The sequence below is a fragment of the Mucilaginibacter defluvii genome, assembly GCF_039543225.1.
Classification (GTDB): Bacteria; Bacteroidota; Bacteroidia; order Sphingobacteriales; family Sphingobacteriaceae; genus Mucilaginibacter; species Mucilaginibacter defluvii.
In genome coordinates this window covers 279,820-303,292 of record NZ_BAABJI010000002.1, presented here as the reverse complement: position 1 = coordinate 303,292, position 23,473 = coordinate 279,820, and the positions used below count along the sequence as shown (strand labels likewise).

General features: G+C 43.6%; 23 protein-coding genes and 1 tRNA gene. 12 read left to right on the top strand and 12 right to left on the bottom strand.

Translation table 11 applies throughout. The features are described from left to right. Positions 1-6 precede the first annotated feature (6 nt). The 11 genes from ABD960_RS07615 (at position 7) to ABD960_RS07570 (ending at position 9,464) form a co-directional block, all read left to right on the top strand. Positions 7-1,332 (top strand): inositol-3-phosphate synthase, encoded by a 1,326-nt coding sequence (locus ABD960_RS07615; RefSeq protein WP_345330413.1) that lies wholly within the window; start codon positions 7-9, stop codon positions 1,330-1,332. Between the two features lie 163 nt (positions 1,333-1,495). Further along, on the top strand, positions 1,496-1,867 hold the full coding sequence (locus tag ABD960_RS20975; protein WP_425563467.1) for a GtrA family protein: 372 nt from the start codon (positions 1,496-1,498) through the stop codon (positions 1,865-1,867). Between the two features lie 17 nt (positions 1,868-1,884). Further along, on the top strand, positions 1,885-4,443 hold the full coding sequence (locus tag ABD960_RS07610; RefSeq protein WP_345330412.1) for a DUF5686 and carboxypeptidase-like regulatory domain-containing protein: 2,559 nt from the start codon (positions 1,885-1,887) through the stop codon (positions 4,441-4,443). 17 nt (positions 4,444-4,460) lie between these two features. Further along, the gene (locus ABD960_RS07605; RefSeq protein ID WP_345330411.1) at positions 4,461-5,198 is read left to right on the top strand and encodes a CDP-alcohol phosphatidyltransferase family protein; all 738 of its coding nucleotides are present in this window, start codon (positions 4,461-4,463) and stop codon (positions 5,196-5,198) included. A gap of 3 nt (positions 5,199-5,201) precedes the next feature. After that, complete coding sequence (locus ABD960_RS07600; RefSeq protein ID WP_345330410.1) at positions 5,202-5,771, top strand: DUF4833 domain-containing protein; 570 nt, start codon at positions 5,202-5,204, stop codon at positions 5,769-5,771. A gap of 6 nt (positions 5,772-5,777) precedes the next feature. Beyond that, positions 5,778-6,398, top strand: a complete 621-nt coding sequence (locus ABD960_RS07595; protein ID WP_345330409.1) for a sterol desaturase family protein — start codon at positions 5,778-5,780, stop codon at positions 6,396-6,398. Position 6,399: 1 nt separating this feature from the next. After that, complete coding sequence (locus tag ABD960_RS07590; RefSeq protein ID WP_345330407.1) at positions 6,400-7,338, top strand: phosphatase PAP2 family protein; 939 nt, start codon at positions 6,400-6,402, stop codon at positions 7,336-7,338. Between the two features lie 170 nt (positions 7,339-7,508). Continuing rightward, complete coding sequence (locus tag ABD960_RS07585) at positions 7,509-8,231, top strand: hypothetical protein (protein ID WP_345330406.1); 723 nt, start codon at positions 7,509-7,511, stop codon at positions 8,229-8,231. Positions 8,232-8,274: 43 nt separating this feature from the next. Continuing rightward, on the top strand, positions 8,275-8,832 hold the full coding sequence (locus ABD960_RS07580) for a CAP domain-containing protein (protein ID WP_345330405.1): 558 nt from the start codon (positions 8,275-8,277) through the stop codon (positions 8,830-8,832). 7 nt (positions 8,833-8,839) lie between these two features. Further along, entirely contained in the window at positions 8,840-9,367 is a 528-nt protein-coding gene (gene hscB / locus ABD960_RS07575) for a Fe-S protein assembly co-chaperone HscB (protein ID WP_345330404.1), read from the top strand. Between the two features lie 13 nt (positions 9,368-9,380). Next, positions 9,381-9,464, top strand: a tRNA-Leu gene (locus ABD960_RS07570). Between the two features lie 342 nt (positions 9,465-9,806). Here the strand turns inward: ABD960_RS07570 and ABD960_RS07565 are convergent. From ABD960_RS07565 to ABD960_RS07510, 12 genes are all read right to left on the bottom strand, one after another. Continuing rightward, entirely contained in the window at positions 9,807-10,301 is a 495-nt protein-coding gene (locus ABD960_RS07565; RefSeq protein ID WP_345330403.1) for a hypothetical protein, read from the bottom strand. Between the two features lie 141 nt (positions 10,302-10,442). Continuing rightward, entirely contained in the window at positions 10,443-11,969 is a 1,527-nt protein-coding gene (locus ABD960_RS07560; RefSeq protein WP_345330402.1) for an FAD-dependent oxidoreductase, read from the bottom strand. Between the two features lie 200 nt (positions 11,970-12,169). After that, positions 12,170-12,391 carry a hypothetical protein gene (locus ABD960_RS07555; RefSeq protein ID WP_345330401.1) on the bottom strand — a complete coding sequence of 74 codons (222 nt, stop codon included), beginning with the start codon at positions 12,389-12,391 and terminating at the stop codon, positions 12,170-12,172. A 9-nt stretch (positions 12,392-12,400) separates the two neighbouring features. Continuing rightward, the gene (locus ABD960_RS07550; protein ID WP_345330400.1) at positions 12,401-13,273 is read right to left on the bottom strand and encodes an SDR family oxidoreductase; all 873 of its coding nucleotides are present in this window, start codon (positions 13,271-13,273) and stop codon (positions 12,401-12,403) included. 17 nt (positions 13,274-13,290) lie between these two features. Next, positions 13,291-13,515 (bottom strand): hypothetical protein, encoded by a 225-nt coding sequence (locus ABD960_RS07545; protein WP_345330399.1) that lies wholly within the window; start codon positions 13,513-13,515, stop codon positions 13,291-13,293. Between the two features lie 21 nt (positions 13,516-13,536). Further along, positions 13,537-14,019 (bottom strand): hypothetical protein, encoded by a 483-nt coding sequence (locus tag ABD960_RS07540; RefSeq protein ID WP_345330398.1) that lies wholly within the window; start codon positions 14,017-14,019, stop codon positions 13,537-13,539. Between the two features lie 5 nt (positions 14,020-14,024). Continuing rightward, complete coding sequence (locus ABD960_RS07535) at positions 14,025-15,176, bottom strand: zinc-dependent alcohol dehydrogenase (RefSeq protein WP_345330397.1); 1,152 nt, start codon at positions 15,174-15,176, stop codon at positions 14,025-14,027. A gap of 347 nt (positions 15,177-15,523) precedes the next feature. Then, positions 15,524-16,681, bottom strand: a complete 1,158-nt coding sequence (locus tag ABD960_RS07530) for a glycoside hydrolase family 76 protein (protein ID WP_345330396.1) — start codon at positions 16,679-16,681, stop codon at positions 15,524-15,526. Between the two features lie 78 nt (positions 16,682-16,759). Continuing rightward, positions 16,760-17,980 (bottom strand): endo-beta-N-acetylglucosaminidase H, encoded by a 1,221-nt coding sequence (locus tag ABD960_RS07525; protein WP_345330395.1) that lies wholly within the window; start codon positions 17,978-17,980, stop codon positions 16,760-16,762. 293 nt (positions 17,981-18,273) lie between these two features. Beyond that, the gene (locus ABD960_RS07520) at positions 18,274-19,038 is read right to left on the bottom strand and encodes a 3-keto-disaccharide hydrolase (RefSeq protein ID WP_345330394.1); all 765 of its coding nucleotides are present in this window, start codon (positions 19,036-19,038) and stop codon (positions 18,274-18,276) included. A 14-nt stretch (positions 19,039-19,052) separates the two neighbouring features. Next, positions 19,053-20,975: a c-type cytochrome gene (locus tag ABD960_RS07515; protein WP_345330393.1), complete on the bottom strand. Its 1,923-nt coding sequence runs from the start codon at positions 20,973-20,975 to the stop codon at positions 19,053-19,055. 7 nt (positions 20,976-20,982) lie between these two features. Then, positions 20,983-22,818, bottom strand: a complete 1,836-nt coding sequence (locus ABD960_RS07510) for a 3-keto-disaccharide hydrolase (protein WP_345330392.1) — start codon at positions 22,816-22,818, stop codon at positions 20,983-20,985. A gap of 268 nt (positions 22,819-23,086) precedes the next feature. Here ABD960_RS07510 and ABD960_RS07505 point away from each other — a divergent pair, with 268 nt between their 5' ends. After that, positions 23,087-23,470, top strand: coding sequence for an RNA recognition motif domain-containing protein (locus ABD960_RS07505; protein ID WP_345330391.1), 384 nt, complete (start codon positions 23,087-23,089; stop codon positions 23,468-23,470). The last annotated feature ends 3 nt before the right edge of the window (positions 23,471-23,473 follow it).

Sequence of the window (23,473 nt, the reverse complement as noted above, 5' to 3'; positions counted from 1 at the left end):
CAATAAATGAAACACAACATTAAACCTGCTGAGGGTAAATTGGGTATCCTCCTGCCGGGCTTAGGCGCGGTAGCTACAACAATGATCGCGGGTGTTGAGTCTGTTAAAAAAGGATTGACTCAACCTATCGGCTCGTTAACGCAAATGGGCACTATACGTTTAGGTAAAAGAACTGAGAACCGCAGGCCTAAGATCAAAGATTTCGTTCCGCTGGCTGACCTGAATGATATTGTTTGGGGCGGTTGGGATGTTTATTCAGACAACGTTTACGAAGCTGCAAGCCACGCGCAGGTATTAGAGCGTCATCACATCGAGGCTGTTAAAGAGCAATTACAGGCTATCGTGCCGATGAAAGCCGCTTTCGACCGCGATTACGCCCGTAACCTTGACGGCACCCACGTTAAAACCGGTACCCGTTGGGAAATGGCGCAAGAGCTGATGGAAGACATCACCAACTTTAAAGAATCAAACGGCCTTGACCGTGTGGTTATCGTTTGGTGTGCTTCAACTGAGGTTTTCTTTGAAGCCAGCGATATCCACAGCACCCTTGAGAAATTTGAAGAAGCCCTTAAAGCCGATGATAAACGCATTGCGCCAAGTATGCTTTACGCCTACGCGGCACTTAAGTTAGGCGTGCCTTTCGCTAACGGTGCTCCAAACTTAACAGTTGACATTCCGGCAATGGTTGAACTGGCTAAATTAACCGGCACTCCTATCGCGGGTAAAGATTTTAAAACTGGCCAAACTTTGGTTAAAACTATTCTTGCACCAGGTTTAGCTACTCGTTCATTAGGCGTTAGCGGCTGGTTCTCGACCAACATTTTGGGTAACCGCGATGGTTTAGTACTTGACGCGCCTGAAAACTTCAAAACTAAAGAAGTATCAAAAGGTGGTGTATTAGAGGATATTCTGAATGCTGACGATCAGCCTGAATTATACGGCGATCTTTACCACAAGATCCGCATAAACTACTACCCTCCGCATGGCGATAATAAAGAAAGCTGGGATAACATCGACATCTTTGGCTGGATGGGTTATAAAATGCAGATCAAGATTAACTTTCTTTGCCGCGACTCAATCCTCGCTGCACCCGTAGCGCTTGACCTTGCCCTGTTTAGTGATTTTGCTAAACGTGCCGGCATGAGCGGTATACAAGAGTGGTTATCATTCTACCTGAAAAGCCCGCAAACCGCGCCAGGCTTACCGGCTGAAAACGATATCTTCAAGCAATTGATTAAATTGGAGAATACCCTGCGTTACCTGATGGGCGAAGATTTGATTACACACTTAGGCCTTGATTACTACGAAGAACTGGTAGAAGTAGAAAATTAATACCAGCATCTCTATAAAATTAAAGCCCGGTTGCAGCGCAAGCTGTAACCGGGCTTTTTTTCATTTCTAAATTCACCTTAACCGTTTATCTTTGCCGGCTAAAGCTGGCACAGTTATAGTATCACAATTTATTGTATTATAGCTGCTTATCGCTTATATTTATATGGCAACATTTGTAAAGGCACAGGCCTCTTCGTTTATTTCAACCGCGGTTGACTATTTAATTACATTTGTATGCAACCATTTTTTTAATCTCTGGTACATATATTCAAATTTTGCAGGCACAGTTGCGGGTGGCATAACAAACTTTTTATTAGGCCGCATCTGGGTTTTTCATGCGAGGGAAAAAAAAGCACCGGGGCAGGCATTGAAATATATTTTGGTTTGGATAGGAAATCTGTTGTTAAATAACGGGGGTGTGTTTTTATTTGTACATTACTTACACGTTGATAAATATATATCAAAAGCCATTGTTTCATTAATAGTTGGCTTTAGTTACAATTATTTTATGCAAAAGAAGTTTGTATTTGCATAATCGCCCTAACACCATAAATGAATAAAAACACACCGGTAAAAAAACTTTTTTTACTCACCCTATTCCTTTTTCAATCAACCTTATTATTAGCCCAAATTACCGTTGTTAACGGCACCGTTATCGATGCCAAAAACAAAAAGCCGCTCCCCTATGTGTCGGTAGCATTTGCGGGTACCAGCACAGGCACAACCACAAATGCCGACGGTAGGTTTTTTCTGCAATCCGTAAAAGCGCAGAGCAGTTTGCAGGTATCATTTGTAGGCTATAAAACCGTAAACTTTGCCATAAAGCCTGGAGCCGAACAAAATGTAACCATCCGGTTAACTGCTGAACCGCAAGCGCTTAACGAGGTAATTGTTAAAAGCCAGAAAAAGCAAAAATATAGCAACAAGAACAATCCCGCCGTTGAGTTGATCCGTAAGGTAATTGAAAATAAAGAGAAGAACCAACCGGAAAGCTATGAGTTTGTGGAATATCGCAGTTACGACAAAATGCAATTCTCGTTCCTGAATGTTTCGAGCAAACTGGCCGACAAAAAGTTCTTTAAAAAGTATAAGTTCCTGATTGATAACCGCGACACGACCACCATTCCGGGTAAAAACCTGCTTCCATTTTATCTTAACGAAAAAGTATCGCATACGTTCTACCGTAAAAATCCGGAGAAAAAACACACCGTGGTTTTAGGCGAAAAAGCGGTAAACTTTGGCCCGTTTGTAGACAGTGAGGGCATTGGCGCGTATTTCAAGCACATGTACTCCGAGATCAACATTTACGACAACAACGTAATGCTGCTCACCAACCAGTGGCTCAGCCCGATAGCAGGCGTATCGCCCAACTTCTATAAGTTTTTTATAACCGATACCGTTACCACCGCCGGTAACGAAAAGCTTGTGGAGCTAAGCTTTACCCCACGCAATACCGCCGACATGTTGTTTGAGGGTATGCTTTACGTTACACTCGACGGTAACTATGCGGTACAGCGAGCGGTATTAAAAGCGAACCGGAACATCAACCTAAACTTTGTAAAAAGCATGGAGGTTGACCTTGACTTTGCTAAAAATACCGACGGGCGTTATCACCTGAACAAAAGCACCACGCTGGCCGATTTTGGTTTTAACAAAGATAAATCGGGCGGATTATTTGGTATAAGAACCATTACGTTCGACAAGTTTTTCATCAACACGCCCCGGCCTGATGCCGCTTACGCGGGGGAAGCCGTTGTATATATGGATGAGGCAAAAGAACGAAATGAACAGTTTTGGCGCGAAAACCGGCTGGATACGCTAAGCATTGCCGAATCAAAAGTATATACTAATATTGATAGCCTCACACGTATGCCATCCTACCGGCGCACAGCGGATCTGCTGTCGCTGCTGGTATTCGGCTACAAAGGTTTCGGTAAGTTCGAGGTAGGTCCGGCAAACTCGTTCTACAGCTTTAACCCGGTGGAGGGTTTCAGGCTTAGGTTTGGCGGGCGTACTACTTATGATTTTAGTAAGCGAATTTTCTTTGAAACTTACGCGGCCTACGGTTTTAAAGATGAGCGCTGGAAATACTTTTTAAGCAGTACCTACTCGCTCAATGCTAAATCAATATATAAGTTTCCGCAGCATTATGTGCGGGCGAGCTTTCAGCGCGACACCAAGATACCCGGCTTAAACCTTGATTTTGTACGGGAAGATAATTTCCTGCTATCATTCAAGCGGGGTAATAACGATAAGTACCTGTATAACGATTTTTACCGGTTTGATTACGTGCGCGAGTTTGAAAACCACTTTTCGTACAAATTCAATTTTACCAAATGGACGCAGGAGCCGGCCGGGTCACTCTACTTTAACCGCCTGGTAAACGGCGCGTTGATCAGTGATCGCTATCTGACCACGAGCGAGTTAAGCCTTAACCTGCGTTACGCGCCTTACGAGCAATTTTACCAGGGCAAAATGTTTCGCACGCCAATCATCAGCAAATACCCGATATTCAATCTATATTACACCAAAGGAGTGAAAGACCTCTTTGGCGGGCAGTACGGTTACGACAAATTGTTGGGCCGTATTGATAAGCATTTTTACCTCTCGGTATTTGGCTATGCTGATGTAGCTTTAGAGGCCGGCCACATATTTGGCAAAGTGCCTTACCCCTTGCTGAACATCCACCGGGCAAACCAAACTTATGCTTACGATGTTGACTCGTATAACCTGATGAACTTTTTAGAGTTTGTAAGTGATGATTACCAAGCTATCAGCATCGATCAGCATTTTTACGGATTCTTTTTTAACAAGATACCATTGTTAAAAAAACTGAAGTGGCGTGAAGTGGTATCATTCAAGGCATTGTATGGCGGCCTGCGGAGTGAAAACGACCCGTCATTGCATCCGGATCTGTATCAATTTCCTGTGGATGAGTCCGGAAAACCGATCACTTATTCATTGGGAAGTAAACCTTACATTGAGGGGAGCGTTGGTATTGAAAATATTTTTAAATTTATCCGCCTGGATTTAGTAAAGAGATTTAATTATCTCGACAATCCAAACGTATCCGAATGGGGCTTGCGAACACGCATCACATTCGACTTTTAATTGACAGTAAAAAATTAATGACACAGCAAACCACCACGGCAACAACATCACCAAATCTGCGTACCAGCCTGCAACTGGGCATTTATAAAGTAATTGATCCTTTTGTAAAGGTGCTTATTAAACTTGGCCTAACCCCTAACGCGGTTACCTCAATTGGCTTCGTGCTTAATGTTGGTGTTGCCGTAATATTTATAGCGGGCGCTGAAACCGGCGCGCGTATAAACCTGAACTACGTAGGTTGGGCAGGCGGCCTGATATTATTTGCCGGCTTGTTTGACATGCTTGACGGGCAGGTTGCACGCTTGGGCAACATGAAATCAACCTTTGGCGCACTGTACGATTCAGTACTTGACCGTTACAGCGAACTGATTATGTTTTTAGGCATATGTTACTACCTGGTAGCGCATCACTATTTCTTCAGTTCGATATTCGCTTTCATAGCCCTGATTGGCTCCATGATGGTAAGCTACGTGCGCGCCCGTGCCGAAGGACTTGGCGTTGAATGTAAAGGTGGTTTAATGCAACGCCCTGAGCGTGTGGTTACCATTGGTTTGTGTGCCATATTATGCGGTGTAATGTCAAACTACATTGGCGGAGATTACAAACTATATGTACCTGGTATTAAATATCATGTATTTGAAACCATGTCTTTTTTTACGCTCCCAATTACTATATTAGCTGTACTAACTAACATAACCGCGTTTAACCGGTTGCGTGAGGCTAAAAAAGCCCTCGAAGAAAAAGAACAGCAATAACATATGTATAAATTATCGGCCTTACTGCTTTTGGTGATGTATTTAATGCTTGCCAAAAGCAGCAAAGCCGATAATGCTTATAACAACGCTACATCAGATACACTTAAGATAGCTGAGCTACCCACTCCTAACGGTATCGAAATGCTGTTTTACCTGCAGCGCGATCCGAATACCAATACCATTATTTACGAGCTCAACTGGAACAAAGACGGTACGCTGAATATAGACGACCCTATACACCCGTACTGGAAACTTTACGCCAAGCAGCAGCAGTGCGTTGAACTGAGCATGATACAGCGTAAATTTGCCTTTGGTGTTAGCGCGAAAGCAATTGGCGCCGAAAAATATGATATCAGAATATTGTCATACAAAAAAATTCCGCTAACGCTGATGAAGGGAACTGACGGAAAATATCATATCTTCGTAACCATTTTAAACAGGCAAGCGATACTTAACCGGGTGTTTGTACGTATTGATGGCGGCCCTGTTTGGTCGCCCAACGTAAAGTTTATGGAATTGAGAGGCATTGATACCGCAACCGGAAAACTTATTGCAGAGCGTTTAAAACCCTGAAAGGCCATGAAGAGGAACTTTGTATCAAACTCGCCCGAGTCGGTGAGAATGTTTAAGAACGATATTTTAGAGAGTTTATCAAAAGTAAGCTTTTACGTACCCATTATAATTTTTGTACCCGTTATAGGTGTATGCACTTACTATTCACTTTTTGTTGACGGTCAGCCATTTTTAAACTTTGCCGGTTTGTTTTTAGGCGGTTTATTTGTGTGGACGTTTATTGAGTATGTAATGCACCGCTTCGTATTTCACTTTGTACCTAAAGCTAAGTGGGCCCTGCGTTTACACTTTATTTTTCACGGTGTACATCATGATTATCCCAGCGATGCCAAACGCCTGGTAATGCCACCGTCGGCAAGTATTCCGCTGGCTACTGGCTTTTACTTTCTGTTTAAATTTGTTTTTCCAGATTTGTATGTAAATGGCCTGTTTTCGGGGTTCATATTAGGTTATCTGATGTACGACATTTCGCACTACGCCATACACCACTTTAATTTTAAAGGCAGTTTCTGGAAAAAAATAAAACAACACCACATGCTGCATCATTACCAGGATCCCACAAAAGGTTACGGTGTAAGCTCTCCGTTGTGGGACAAAATATTTCGTTCGGATTTTTTAAAGAAGTAACATGGCCAAAACTGCCGGCGCAGTTTTTCCGGTTACTCCCAAATCGGCTTTAACTGTTTCGCTGATATCTATCGCGTATTTAATAATTTCTTGGTTACTGCTGGGTTTTAAAAGCGATCAGTTAGTGCTGGTGCTCTTATATAACCTGTTCTTCTACGCCACTCCTATCAGCCGAAAATTCATTGTAGGTTTTTCTATATTCATTGTATACTGGATAATCTACGATTATATGAAAGCCTTTCCTAACTATGAGTACAACACCGTTCACATAGCAGGCTTATATAACTTCGAAAAAAGCTTATTCGGCATACAGGCAGGTAACAAGATACTCACGCCTAACGAATACCTGTGGATTAATAATATCACTTTTCTGGACATCATATCGGGCATTTTTTATTTGTGCTGGATACCTGTGCCAATGGCTTTCGCAGTTTATTTATTCTTTGTAAACCGCAGGCAATTTCTGAGCTTTTTGCTTACCTTTTTTATAGTAAATTTTTTAGGCTTTATCGTTTACTATACATACCCGGCTGCGCCACCATGGTACGTGCATTTTTACGGCTTTAACTTTGTGCAAACCACTCCGGGCAATACCGCCGGTCTGGCCCGTTTTGATCAGTATTTTGACGTAACTGTTTTTAAAACCATTTACGCTAAAGGATCGAATGTGTTTGCAGCTATGCCATCGCTGCATTCTGCTTACCCGTTAATAGTGTTATATTTCGGTCTTAAAAATAAATTAGGGTTTATCAATCTTTTCTTTGCCACGGTGATGGTCGGCATCTGGTTTGCAGCGGTATACACCAGCCATCATTACGTGCTTGATGTAACCTTCGGAATTGCTACTGCCGCATTAGGTATTGCCTTATTTGAATGGGCATTCTCCCGTATCAGTTTACTACGAAACTTTTTAGATCGATACGAACAAACCATCAAGTAATTTGGCTACAAACTGTACCAAAAAAGCTACTATAAACGCAAACAAGTTTTAATGGCATTTGTATGCGATAAACAATTTTCAGCTTCTTTGGGTTTATTTACAATCATTAACGCCCCAGATCGCAACGCAGGCATGTTGTTTGAATACGTTTCATCATAGCCTTTTAGCTGATGAAAAAACTATTCACAATTATTGCTTTCGCATCTTTATTTATAGCTTACACTGTTCATGCAGATGATCTGGATAGCCTGAGAAGAAAGCTCAAGAAAACCACTGTTGACTCGCTGCGTGCCCCTATCCATATTAAGTTAGTAAATGTGTACATGCACTATGATACAGTAAGCAATCCGATGAAAAAGGCCATGTATCAAAATGAAGCGCAAATTAACTGCTTCCAGGCATTGCATCTGTATTCCGGCATTAGTGATACAACGGGTATGCGTATCAGCTTTGATAAACTTTCGCAATTGTTTTACAAGCAAAAAAAATACAGCCAGGCAAAATGGTATGCTCTGCAATCCAACAACCTGTCGCGTATTAAAAATGACGTACCAAATATTATCGTTTCCCTGCAGCATCTCGCCGCTATAAAAACGGATATTAAAGAGTATAAACTGGCCGAAAGGGATTTGAAGGAAGCTTTATACTGGTCAGAACAGCAAAAGTCGGCCACCGCGTCAGCATCTATAAAAAAGGATTACGCTAAGCTGAACAAAAAGCTGGGTAAGAAAAGTAAAGCCATGCTGGCATCCGCAAAGACAAAAAAGAAAAAGCAAAGCGTAAAACCAACGGCTCCTGTAATATCCGCTAACGACACGGCGGGCTCGGCAAAGCCGGTTGTTGCTGAGAAAAAACCTGCAAAAATTACCTCTAAAAAATTAGCGGTTATATAACACGCTTAAACCACTTTTACCGTTTACAGTCATACTTAACGGTATGAAGAGAAACATTATGAAAGGAGCCGCGCTGCTGATGCTCGGCCTGGTGTTAACGAGCATGAGTAATTTTAACGCCAACGGTGATTTTAAAGACGAATTTTTGGAACGCATAAACACGGTACGCCGCACCGGTTGTAATTGCGGAACACAGCGCATGGCGCCTGCCCCACCACTTGTATGGAATGAACAGTTGGAAGAAGCGGCTGAAGATCATGCCAAAGACATGGCCAGGAAGAAATACTTCAGTCACGAAAGCAGGGATGGCCGCAGCATTCAGGATCGTATTATGAACGCTGGTTATACTTACAAAGGCTTCAGGAGCTATGCCATTGCCGAAAACATTGCTTACGGCCAACGCAGTATTGCCGAGGTACAAAATGGTTGGTTTAAAAGCCCCGGCCATTGTAAAAACCTGATGAACCCTGATTTGAAAGAAGTTGGTGTGGCCGAAAAGAACAACTACTGGGTACAGGATTTTGGCGGACGCGAAAACTTTACGCCCCAGCAACAGCAAATGATTAAGAATGGTGCGCGCATTATCCGGAAAAGAGGGTAATTTTGTTATGATGAACTACTTTGAATTTTATAACATACCCGAATCTTTCCATTTGGATGAAGCAGCTTTGAAAAAACAGTTTTACCAGCTGAGCAAGCAATATCATCCTGATTTTTATGCTACTGAAGGCGACGAAAAACAACAGGAAATACTGGAACTTTCTACCCTTAACAATAAGGCTTACCAAACGCTGGCCGACCCAGCAAAGCGACTGGAATACGTTCTACGCAGTCATGATCTGCTCCAGGAAGGTGCCAAACCGCAATTGCCCGGAGATTTTTTAATGGAGATGATGGACATTAATGAACGCATGATGGAAGTTGACAATGCTGATCAACTACGGGATATTACTTCAGAAGTGCTTGCTTTTGAGGGCGATATAAATGAGCAACTGAGTAAACTCACTACCGACTACCCTACCCTTGACGATACTGCTAAAGAGAGCCGGTTAAACGAAATTCTAAATATTTACTATAAACAAAAATATCTGTTGCGTATTAAGGAGAGTTTAGATACATTTGCAGCCCGGTTCTGAAAGAACAATAGTTGCCCAGATGGCGGAATCGGTAGACGCGTTGGTCTCAAACACCAATGGCTGCAAGGCCGTGCCGGTTCGACCCCGGCTCTGGGTACGTATCGGATTAGTCCGATATTAAGGGTTGCTCCTTCAGAGCAACCCTTTTTTATTGGCATTATTCTATACAACTTTCAAAACAGGCCTTTTAACAATCATCAATAACTCCGGTGCTGTCGACTTTGAATCATTACCGTAGATAGATTTACAACTTATTTGTATCCTCTCGTTTTGTAATTAATTCACCGTTACGATACAGAATCTAACGAGTATCAGCTAATTCGATTTTTAATCGTTGCAACTTCTTATTATCTGGGTGTAAAGCAAGTTGATGCTCTTTTCGGAAAGGCAGTTAAATTAGCGTAATTAATAAGATGTTTGATGTATAATTGCGCTATAGTTATTTCAAACGGCTCAATGTATTTTTATTAATTTTCCTAACCGTAACTGTTTTAGTACCATTCCATTCTTCAAAACTCGCTTCCGTGTACACAGTCCATTTGTCTCCCTTCAGCTCCTTTATTGAACTTGTATAAGTAGGATAGCTGCCCGGAATCAGTCTATCTCCATCATAAACCCTATAATTTTTAGTTATCAATGCCGTGTCCGATATCACGTAATCAAACAGCGTATAATAAGATGTGTTCTCGTTTAATTGTGAGCGACCTGTTCCGTCTGACTTATATTCAACGATATTTAGTTTAAGCGGCAACTCTTCTTGTCGATCTTTAATTTTTAATCTACCGTCTTCGTATTCTGTATATAAAACATTGGTCAATATCCACTTACCAACAATGGGATGTTGTTTTGACTGATCGGGTTGCTTTTCTTCTTTTTTACAAGACGTTGAAAACAAAAGAAGTACAACGACAACTAGCGCATAATATTTTTTCATATGATAATTTTTAGATTAAGTTTCAATTATAACAAAAAAGCAGTGAATAAAATGTTTTTTACCGTAACATAACATAGAGCTGTCAGATAACAAAAAAAGGATTGCTGTTAACAATCCTTTTTACTTATAATCCGCATGCTACTATAACGGCTGGAGCGGCTGTCGGGCGGGACCGGTTATAACTTTGCCGTCAATATCATACCGTGCACCATGACACGGACAATCCCAGCTTTTTTCAGCGGCATTCCAATTTACAAAACATTTCATGTGCGTGCATACCGGGCTAAGTGCGTGTACGGCTCCCTGCTCGTCTTTATAAGCGGCAACTTTTTCGCCATCTATTTCAATTACCTTACCTGTGCCTGCCTGTAATTCGTTTAATGCGTTAAGCTTTTCAATGCCAAACCTATCTGCTACAAAGTGATAAGCCACATCAGCATTTTCTTTTACAAACTCCGTAAAACCATCTATAGGTTTCAGGCGCTTGGTGCTCATCAGTTCCGCAAACTCATTTTGCTTATCAACAATTAAATCGGCCAGAATATCGCCGCTGATGGTAGCCAGCATCATGCCGTTGCCATTATAACCGGTAGCACACCAGATACCATCCGCCTGCATAGGTATCTGCCCTATGTAAGGTAAACCGTCAGCAGGCACGTAATATTGTGATGACCATCGGTACTTTACCTCCTGCACATCAAAATACCGTTTTATATATTTTTCCAGGTCGTTGAATGCGGCTTCCGGATCGTCATGGCCTGTTTTATGATCGTTGCCACCTATCAATAATAACTTTTCGCCGTTTATTACATGTGTCCGGAAATAATGATAAGGCTCCTGCAAGTCATAAATCAATGCGTCGGGACAATCGGCATCGTTCTGAAGCTTTACAGCGACTACATAACTACGATATGGCGCACAACGCATGTTGAATACATTTATACCCGGCGGCATATGAGTGGCGTAAACTACATTTGACGCCTGAATGGATATATCGCCAGCTTTTGCAGCATGTACGTCATCACTGCTTTCAACTTCATTAATAAAAGTATTATTAAGTATGATGCCACCCGCCTTTATGTATTCAGCTGCAAGCGCGTTTAAATATTTAAGCGGATGAAACTGGGCTTGTCCGGGTAATGTAGCCGCTTTTTGATGCGGGACAGGTATAGGTACATTTTCAGTGTAGTTAACGCTAACTCCAACCATTCTCGCCCCCTCAACAACCTGATCTAAAGCCTTCATTTGTTGCTCATCCTCTGCATATAGGTAACCCGGTTTCTCTTCGTAATCGCAGTCAATGCCGTACTTAGCAATATTATCCCTTATAATGTTATATCCGCCATTAACCGCATCGGCAAACAGTTGGGCTCCTTGTTCCCCAAAAGCCTGTTTCACTTCCATATAGGTTGTATCGGCAAACGTATTGATGTGGGCGCTGGTGCCGCCAGTAGTACCATAACCTAAATTATATGCTTCGGCTATTACTGTTGATTTACCGGCCAGTTGCAGCTTAAGTGCAGCCGTTAGTCCGGTTATACCGGCACCAACTATCAGACAATCATAAATTACAGCCTGACTAAAATTAGATTTAGCTGAAGGAGATTCAGCCTCAGGTTCCCATGGGCTTGCCTGGTAACCGTCACGGATTGATTTTTGACTTTGCATAGATTGCTTACACTATAAAATAATTAATTTAAACTACTTAAGTAACCGCTTATACCGCAACCTGTTTTTTCAACCGCTTCTTCATCTATTGTGCCATATTAATGCTCTCAACATTCAGGCTCAATAGTTTTCCTGTCACGACAGGCCTTCCTATGAATCAAACACATCTTCATGAATTATAAATTTATGAAGATGTACCGTTAGTCCTCTGTTTTTGTGAGATCGGGATCAACAGGTTCATCCTCGTCTGGCGTGTTGCCGTAACCATTGTTCTGCTGTGTACCCGTTGCCTTACCGGCTTCGGTATTTTCTAAATTAGTAGCCGATTCTCCGCCTTGTGAAGGTTGGTGCTGAGGATTTGCGTCTTCCTGAGCGGCGTCATTGCTGTAACCGGGATTACCGGCAGTTGTTAAACTATCCATAATATTTAATTATATAGTTGGTGTACCGCCGGTTACCTGTATGGTAGCGCCGGTTATGTAACTTGATCCTTCTGATGCCAGCAATACATAAGTATCGGCCAATTCAGCAGGCTGCCCCGCTCTTTTTAGCGGTACATTTTCGCCGAATTTACTCACATCTTCACCCGGGAATGTGGACGGGATTAGCGGCGTCCAGATCGGGCCGGGAGCAACACAATTCACCCTGATACCCTTTTCGCCCCAAAGCTGCGCCAGGTTAGCCGAAAGGTTTTGAATGGCACCCTTGGTTGCCGCGTAAGCAATAAGCGTTGGCTTTGGTTTGTACGCGTTTACCGATGTAGTATTAATTATCGTACTACCGGGTTTTAAATGCGGTTCGGCATATTTACACAGGTAGAACATCGGGTATATATTCGTTCTAAAGGTCTTGTCCCATTCTTCGCTACTCACATCTTGTAATGATTCGCGCGCCATCTGAAAAGCGGCGTTGTTCACCAGAATATCCAGCTGACCAAATTCAGCAATCGCTGTATCGATGATATGCTTGCAATGCTCCTCGTCACAAATATCGCCTGGTATCAAAACCGCTTTCCGACCGGCTTCTTCTATATACTTAGCCGTTTCGCGGGCATCTTCTTCTTCGTTAAGGTAAGATATCAGCACGTCAGCCCCCTCGCGGGCATAAGCAATAGCCACCGCACGGCCAATGCCTGAATCGCCACCCGTAATTATTGCCTTACGTCCGGTTAATTTACCTGATCCTTTGTACGATGTTTCGCCATGATCCGGTGCCGGGTTCATAGCCGCGGTTGTTCCGGGTACCTGCTGCTCCTGCTCGGGATATGGGGGTTTTTCGTATTTCTCTCTTGGGTCCTGATTCATAATGCTCTGTTGTTCGATTAATGATTTGCCTCGTTATCGCCTGTGTCTTTGGCAGGCGAGGAATTAAATAAAGTATCGGTACCTGCACCGCCATTCATGGTGGTATCATTACCGGGGCCTGCGCCTCCATTTGCTGTATCAATCTGATTGGTATCGGCATCGTTGTTATCTTTCTCCGAGCCGCCGCATGATGCCAGCGCTACCCCGGCACATAGCACGGTTATTAAAAAATACTTTTTCATGACTAGATATTTTGTTTGTGACTATTTTTTCTTTTTAAGCACGCTAAATAGTGTCAACGCCACCACCGAAGCCACCAAAATCTGGCTTACAATTTTTTGCGGATTGTGTTTCCAGGTAGCTTTTAATCCCTTTTCAGCAAACACATTAGGGATATGGCCTTTTTTTACATCATCAATAATACCTTCAAACACATTGATGCGGTCGGCAAGTATTAGCGGCAACCAGTGGCGATACCTGTCTTCACTGTGTGTAAAGGCGTAACGGCGGATTATCCCGCTCAACCCCGACGGGGGAACCGACGTACCAAAAACCACCGGTGGTTTGGGCCGCTCGTTTGATTGCAGTATTTCGACTGTAATTGGTTGCTGCGGCGAACGCTCATAATTAATGCGGTTATGATCATCGCCGGTATAATTTTTCATGGGATAGGTAGGCTCATTTTCAGGATCGGCATCCATGCCCCATCCCGGTATTGCCTTATAGTCAATTGCTTCGTTTCTCATAATTCTTAAGCTTTGGTGGATGGTATAAGTACTGTTTTAATACAGTTATCCAGTTTGGACGAGAAGATATTGTAGGCTTCTGATATTTCTTCGAGCGGAATGCGGTGTGTGATCAATCCCTTAGGATTTAACCTGCCCGATTGCACATGATCGATCAATTTTGGCAACAAGCGTTTTACTGAAGCTTGATTAGCACGGATGGTAATGCCTTTGTTGACCACATTGCCTATAGGTATAAGGTTAAACGGCGGACCATACACACCTACAATTGATACAATCCCTCCCTTTTTAACCGAGTTTATTGCCCATTGCAGCGCGGTACCAGCACCGGCCTGCAATAAAGCTTTTCTACCGGTAAAGGTTTGCAGGGCGTTACCTTCGGCCTCACAGCCAACACAGTCAATACAAACATCGGCACCGTACCAGTCCGTGGTTTTCTTTAGGAATAAAACCGGATCTTCAAGCGATTTGAAGTTATATACCTCGCACTTCGCATAGTTTTTGGCAAATTCTAATCGATAATCTACGTGATCTATAACAATAACCCGTGAAGGACCGAAGAACCAGGCGCAGCGCGCGGCCATAATACCGATAGGCCCTGCCCCAAAAATTACTACGGTATCACCTTCTTTTATGCCTCCCATTTCAGCAGCCTGATAGCCGGTCGGTACCACATCGGTGAGCAGCACTGCATCATCCGGGTCCATGTCCGGAGGGATGACCGTCGGACCAACGTCAGCATACGGCACGCGAACATATTCTGCCTGCCCACCATCAAACCCACCGGCTGTATGTGAGTAGCCGAATATCCCGCCCACGGCAGTTGCCATGGGGTTTGATTCGTGGCAGTTACCGTATAAACCCTGCTTACAAAAATTGCATTTGCCACAGGCAATGTTAAACGGCACGAGCACATGGTCACCCACTTTCAAATTTTGCACCATAGGGCCAACTTCCTCAACAATACCCGTAAACTCATGGCCAAAAGTTGAACCTACCCTTGTATCAGGAACCATGCCATGGTAAAGGTGCAGATCGGATCCGCAAATACAGGTGCGGGTTACCCTCACTATAGCATCCTCGGGATGAAGTATCTCCGGCATCGGTCTTTGTTCGGTACGTACACGGTAAGGCCCGCGATAGTTCATTGCTAACATATTTACTTCAATATTTACGTTAATACTTTAATGGTAATGTGCTGCAGAATGATGGGCAATAAAACAGCGCTGATGGGCTTATATACTATTAGATACCCTCTTTTGTAACTATTTGTTTTACTTTTTTATTATTAATTAAATAAAACAATACAGTAATAAAAAAACACCATTAAGTTGTGATGGTGTCAAAAAATCAACAAGTGAGAAAACAACAATGCACTAATAAAACTACGGTTGGCCGAAGGGGAAATCTGAGATCATCATCAGGCACTGAGGATTTGCGCCGGGTTATTGGAAAAGATTAAGGATTGAAGCGCTGTTGATTAGCGCTTCAATCCATTTAGCAATTAATGGAATCTGTACACGTTGTTAAGCATAGAAACGCCATTGTGCGTTTCGAACGAGTTAAGTACTCCAGTATCAGGTGTACGAATACCCCATTTGCCCCACATTAAACCGTTTGAATTACGGGCAGCCCAGGCGGCTGTAGCATTATTGTCGAGCCATTGGCCGTAGGTGCCTTGCAAGCCGGCCGATGCTACATAAATACATGCCCAGCGCGCGAATATCCCTTTAAAACCTTGGGTATCGCCTGTGTCATACTCATCGGGCAGTATACCTGCCGGGTTGCACATGCTGTTTTTGGTATAGTTCATCACGTTATTAGCCATTGTTACATAATTACCTGACGGATATTCGTTACGCAACACATCGCATGCACCTATAAAAGTGCCTTGGGTATAAGTGCGTGTACCTTCGGTAATTACATTGGCTGCGTTAACAGCGCCTTTGACTTCACCATTTGAAATATAGAATTTGCCTACCATCCAATCCATTATCATTTTAGCCTTGGTTTTATAATCGGCATTGCCGGTTGCCTGGTATATCTTCATGGCACATATAACAGCCGGGGCATTTACGCAAGCGTTTTTAGATTGCTTGTCTGTTTTCCACCACAGGCCGCCCCCAAGCTGGGTATCCCAGGCGCGGTTCCAAACCAGGTCGAAATTAGCTTTAGCCATATCCAGCATACCACCATCATTGGTAATAGCATAAGCGCGGATGCACATTAAAGCGCCCCAAATAATATCGTCATTAAATTCGTTATTGGCCCAGTAGGTTCCGTAACCGTCGCGCATACCGTTGTACAGGTAATGTATCTTATTCTTAAAGTCCTGGCTGGGGTTGGCATCGTAAGCATCAATAAACATCTCAATGGCTTCGGCCTGCGTCCAAAAGTCCATGCGGCCATTATGGTTCAGGTCTTTCCAATAATAAGCCTTGAATGATGGCCCGTACGTTCCGTACTGATTGTAAAAATTATTGTTGTAAACCTGCATGGCCAGTAATGCCTCGCTTCGTGTAGGTATGGCTGCAATACGTTTGTTGCCGTCGGGCACCGCCTTACCGGCGCTCATAAGAGGTTCACTCTTTTTACAACCGGTGGTTACAAATGCGGTAATAATAACAGATAGTAAGCACAAAACAAGTGTTTGCTTTTTCATAAGTAAATTGAATTTAATTGGTTGCTGATAGAAAAAGTGGTTCAAGTATTTCTTCAAAAAACACTTGAACCACTTGTATTATTGAATCTTAACAGATGTAATTACATCATTAGCATTTGGCGTAAGCGTAGTAAAATTTGAGTTGTTTGATGTCAGCGTCCACGATTGGCCAGTTGAATTGTTATCGGCATACATGGTCACCGTCCATCCGCTTGGTATTTTTATGGATGATGCCCAATCGTTCACAAAGCCAAATTTTTCGAGCTGGGTAAGTGTATATGTTCCTTTCGGGATAATACCGGTACCATAACCCCCGTAATTAGCATCAGCAAAAAAGCGTACGCCGGTACCCAAACTGGTATCATACACCGTGGCCTTTCCATACAATTGATTAGAGAAGCTGGAAAGGTAAGTATGCACATCGGTATTTGGTAAATTATACGTAAGGTAGATGCCGTAACCATTGTTTACCGTTTGCGTAGCCAGATTGGCAGCAGTTGCCGAACTGGTTGCCTGGATGTCAATAGCCGCCGGACCAAGATTAGCCGCACTTAAACCCGGAACAGATGGTACGGAATAGGTTCCATAAATAGCATTCCAGCTATAGTTAATTTTTGAACCAACGGTAACGCCGTTGTATGACAGGCGCGAGGCTGCAGGGCCGTAAAAGTAAAAGGATATAATTTTGTTAGGTAACAATTGCCGCAATGCCGTTACCAGGTAAACAAATGAACTGGAGTTGGGCTGACCGGTTCCGTTAACACCATAATCTGAATACTCGTCATCAAAATCAATTCCATCCAGATTGTAGGTATTAACCGCATTGGCCAGTTGTTGCGCAAATGCCTGTGCGGCTGCCTGGTTAGGAAAATTACATATACCCGCACCCTGATGATTGCCCAGGATAGATAGCAAAACCTTTATACCCCGATCCTGCAAGGGTTGTACATAAGTATTGCGATTTGTGAGCACATTGGTAACCTGCGGATTGAAATAAAGCTGCGCCGTTTGGGTGGATGTGTTATAGTTGATATTAGCCGCGAAGATGATACCGATATCAAACAATTGCTCGCCGGTAGTTAGTTTGTAATTACCCACATTGCGTATATCATTATAATTTACCTCGACGTAACATACGCTTTTAGGGCCGCTGGCGCCTAATGCATCTGCTCTTTTAACGGGTATTTGTTTGTTTGCGTCAACAACAGGTGCGGCGTCTTTTTTACAAGCTGAAATTAAGAGCATAAGCGCTCCGGCCGTCATAACGGCAGCATTTTTAAATACTAAGTTTGTTTTCATAAATTGGTTTTTTTGGATTAATTGGTTTTTGGTAAGTAAGAAACAGAACTTGTTTATCCATAGGCAAATTGATTTAGCTGAAAAGGAGTGTTTATACACATCGACAAGTACGATAGCTAAACACGTTGACAGCAAAGGTGCCTGGCACCGAAAGAAAATTTAATTGGTTATTTTACTAAAACGGACATCCCGGCCATTAGGTTACATCGCACTGTATAAAAGAATAGTACTAGGGCTAAAAACAAAAACGGCCGCCTTTACAAAAAGCAGCCGTTTACTTTAGTTGGTCTATACTATAACTCCCTCACCCAAATATTGCGATAACTGATAGTCTCGCTCGGGTCGCCGTGCGATTGTAGCTTTATTGGTGCAGGCCCATGCGCTTTATAAGCCGGTTGGCCAATGTATGGCGTATCCCCTTTTAAAACATAGTTATTTTGTACCAGCACCCCGTTATGTATGGCCGTAACCCGCGCAGGCGATTTAAGGCTACCATCCGCGTTAAACCGTGGCGCGGTCCAGATCACGTCATAGGTTTGCCACACACCCGGTTTACGCGCGGCATTAGCCAGCGGGATGGATTGTTTGTAGACACTACCCACCTGCCCGTTCACATAAGTTTTATTTTGATAGTTGTCCAGCACCTGCAGTTCGTAACCACCTGCGCCCCAGGGCAACGCCGCTAAAAATATGCCGCTGTTACCCCTGCCCTGCCCGGTGCCATGTATAACCGTTGGTATCTGGTATTCAATATGCAGCTGATAGTCAGTAAATTTCCGCTTGGTGCGCAAATCTCCTTTTGTTTTATCTACAGTCATGGCACCATCGGCGAGCTTCCACTTTTGGGTTGATGTGCTATCATCTAATAAAACCCATTCATCAAGATTTTTTCCGTCAAACAATACAATGGCGTCCGCCGGCGCATTACCCGGCGTTTTGGCCGGAGTTACCACCTTTGGCTCAGGCAACCATACCTCTGTATCTTCGGGTTTAGCATTCTGGGCTTGCGCGCTCAGCGCAAATAAACTGACAGCGCCAATTGTATAAAGAATTTTCATAACCATACTTTACTTTACTTTTCAAGCGATTTTATCCATTGAGCAATTTTACGTGCTTCGGCCTTGGGTACTTGCGGCATAGGCGGCATAGGCGTTGAATAATCCGGCCAATGCTCGGGTTTAGGTTCGCGTATCAGCTCCATAATTTCTTCAACGCTATACTTGCGCTTGGCTACGTCAACATAAGCAGGCCCCACCTGGCGTGTGTTAGCATTATGGCAAGCCAAACAAGTATTCTTGGTGAGTAATGTTTTTACTTCGGCATAAGTGGGCGCTTTGGCTGATTTAACCGTTTTAACGGCATTGGCTTTATTTACCTTTTTAGGAGATACTACCGGTTTTGCCGCGGTGTTTTTTGTACTCACACCCGCCATGTTTAGTTTTGGCCCGCCCGGAATATTATTGAGTGTATAATAACCCGTTGGATGCACCAATGAATATGAGTTCTCCGCATCCCGAACTCCGTCTACGGTAATGGTATGGATGTAATATTGGCGCAGCTTACTTACAATCAACCGGGCTTTCAATCCGTCGGCTGAAACCTTAACACCCAGTATAGGGCATTTTTGCTCATTAACAGGCGGGCTACCGTAAACGCTGTGATATTTGTAGATGTAACTTTCTACAGCATAAGAGGCTATATCGTTAGCTGTTTTTTGATCAACTGGTTTGGTAAACTCTATCTCGAAACCATCCGGCATAGCACGAATAGCGCGCATTTCAAACGGAACCTTATTGTTCCATACTAAACGTTGAAGCCCCTCTGTGGCTTCACCTGCCGAACCCCAGCCACGGTTGGTTTCACCTGCATACAAGGATCCATCCTTGCCCCAGGCCAGCCTTACCACGCCCGACTGAAAGCCACTGCGGAATGGCCACGCTACGCCCTGATACTCACCGTTTACTTTTTCCATAAACACGCGGCTAACCATACTTTGGCCCTGATCGCCCACCAGTAACTGGCCCTGGAATGGGCCAAATACGCCTTCCGGAATCTTAACGATCTCGGAATTTGAAATACCTAAAATACCATGGGGCAACCACACTGCCGGCAATTGTAATTGCGGGAAGTCTTTCTTTATTCCGAACTCCGTATTAAACTTTTCGTTTACGATATTTTGCGGCTTAACCGGGTTTCCGTTTTCATCAAATTCCTCACGCAGTTTATTCTTAGCAAAAAACTGCTCCGAGGTTATGTGCACCGGTGAGCCGGGCAAACCCGACCAAACCAAACTGGCCGGATGCCCCATAAAAGAGCCCTTTTTAACCGGCATTATACTGCCCGACCCTACCCAGTCGCCCTGGTTGTCGGTATAAAATAATTCATCATCGATCATGCTGATACCGCATGGTGAGCGCATACCTGCAGCCCATGGTTCCACACGGCCATCCTCATAAATATGCAGCGCCCAACCACGCCATGGCACCATACTCTTGGGTATCCACCAGGTTGGCGGGAAACCAAGATTAAGGGTTACAAAGAAAGATCCGTCTGCCGCCAGTTTAGGGCCAAAACTATACTCATGATAATTGCCGGATAATGGCCAGGCATAAATTGTTTTAAAATCATCAGCCACACCATCCATATCAGTGTCGGTCATTTTAGTTAACTCGCCACGCTGAACGCAATACAATGAGCCATTTTTATAAGCCACACCCAACACCTCATGTAAACCCGAGGCAAACTTGCGGAAAAATGGCCGCTGACTCGAAGGATTCTCTACAATAAAGATATCGCCACGACGGGTTGATACCGCAAGATTTCCGTTAGGCATAACGCACAAGCCACCCACTTCCAATATGTTACCTTCGGGAGCGGGCACACGCATAATCTTGAAATAATCGTCTTCTTTTGGTGATTCGGCTTGTGCTAAACATGTACCCGGAAGCAACAGGCTCAACAAACCAACCTTTATATATTTAATGATATTGTTCATGCTAATATTAAAATAGAATAGAATAAGTTAGTTTCTTGCTGATGGGAACAATCAGCTCTTTTTGCGCTCCGCTATTACGTATAACCGGTTTACCACTATCATCACCCAAATGCAGATAATAACCTTTGTCGTCTATCATATACCAGCCTTTACCCATCTCATCAATCTTGTCGGCAGCTACAACGCGATAGTAAAGTTTCTCTGCCGGCTGTTGTAATTCAATGGTACGTTGAATGCCTTGCCCGCCATCTAAAACAGTGGTAGCATCGGTTACTGTAACACTATAAATGCTATAGCTAAACGTGGGCTTTTTATCTTCATCTAACTTATAACCAATAGGTTTAAATCCGGTTCCTGAAGTATCGCTACTCCAAGCTGCATTAACATCGCTTAGTTTGTTGATAGCTGGTTTGGCACTGCCAAACTGTAGCGCGTAGCCTGTGGCTCGGGATGATCCATCGCCACGTTCGTGCCACATCGGGGTGGCATCTAAAAATCCGCCGCGCCATAATTGCACCAACATACCGTTATCGGCATCATAAGTGTAATGCACCTGGGCGCTGCTGCCTACGTTAATGGCGTGGGTTACACGCTTGCCATTCCTTAGATCAATAAAACAACGCAACAGTGAGTTTTTACCGGTTACATTGATCAGTATCGGATCAACCATATCCAACGAGGGTACATTCCCATCGCTTATTAAATACTCACGCACACCCGGGCCTGCTACCACTAAACCTAAAGCCGGCCTGGCCCAATCTACTACCTTTGAGTAATATAAGTCAAATGGTGTTGTACCCGCTTTGAGTGTCACCTTGCCAACTCCGCTATTTTCTTTTACAGTTACCACCGGATTGCCGGCTACACGCATAACTCCGCTACCACCGGGAACGCCGAGATTGAAGCTATATTCGCCCGGCTCTGCTACTTTTATATCACCGGTATAATGTATCAGGAAATCGTTTTGCAGCGTGTTTACATTTGATGATAATAGTACAGAAGTACCTTTAGCTTCGGGAGTTGCTGTTTTGTAATCGGGCTCGCCATCAAACTTACCTTTATAAACTGCATACGCCAGGTTAAGCAACTCCGGGCGGGGCTTATTATATAGTGTGTAGCTTATATTACGAAACGCAACCGAACCATGATCGCCCTGTAAGCGTAACGGCCCGTTAGCCGCTTCCTGCTGACTAAGCGCACCGCGGGTAGGCCCTGACAGCTCAACGTTCTCCTGAATCTTGATCCCGTTTAGTTCAACCAGTAAAATACGGGCGTTTTCAATTTTCTTACCTGAGCCATCAAACTTTGGCGCCTGGAAAGCTATTTTAATATGCTGCCAAACACCGGGAGCACGCGTAACATTTTGCCTCGGGGCGTGCCCGTCAAAACCCTGCTGGCCTTCGGGACGAGTATCGTCCCAGCGCTCGTAAATGCCGCCGTTATCGCCCGCCTTCACGTCGGTCAATCCCCAGCTATCAGCCAGTTGAACTTCATATAAACCTTGCAGGTAAATTCCCGAATTTGAGCCGCGTGCCATCATGTAATCCATTTCCAGATCCATGTCGCCATGTTGCATTTGGGCAATCAGATCTTCGCCTTTGTTCTTATCTTCAGAAATATTAGCCAGCACGCCGGTACCTTTAACGGTACGGATAGCACCAGTTTTTTCAGGATCCATAAATACATCGCCCGCAATTTGCCAGCTTTTAGTGGGCTTAAAGGCAGAAAGATCAGTAAGCGGTAGCTTATTTTGTTGACTATTTGATTGTGCGTTCACTACCACCGGGCAGCAAATGCAAAATAAAACAGGCACGTTGAATAACATGCGTTTTAATTTATTCATTTGGGTTATAAAGGTTAAATGCAATCGATTGCTTTAAGATGCACATAAATTTGACACATTATAAAGTTGGCCTAATTTATTTAAAATGAATTGTATCATTTTAACCTTTGATAGTGTTATTTTAACAGGGTTAATGCCTTAAGCATTCAATTTATACCTTCTCATCCACCAGGAATATGGCGCTTATAAAAAGGCTTGGCATTATTAATGTTATTGGTAATAAAAAGTATATATTTGAGTTTACATCTACTAATTACAGCAAGGCAAAATGGTCAAATTATTCATTGGCGGGCATCCGCTAACTATGGATGAGCTGCAACTCGTTCAGCTCGTAAGTCCATACGGGCAGGTTGCTACCATAAAAATGGTACGCGACAGGCAAACAAGAAAATCAAAAGGATATTCATTTTTAGAAATTACAGATACAGAGGGTGCGGAACGCATAATGGAGGCGTTACAGGGAAAAGCATATGGTGATAAGGAATTAAAGATCAATATTGTACCGCCTGACGCTGAACCGGCAAAAAAAGTACAAAGGCCAGGCGGTTTCAGGGCACCTGCTTATCCCAGAGTTGATCGCCGGGGCTCATCATCCTACGGATCTCCGTCTAACGACGGTTCAAAACCGAGGAGGCCACGTAAACAATTTTAAACA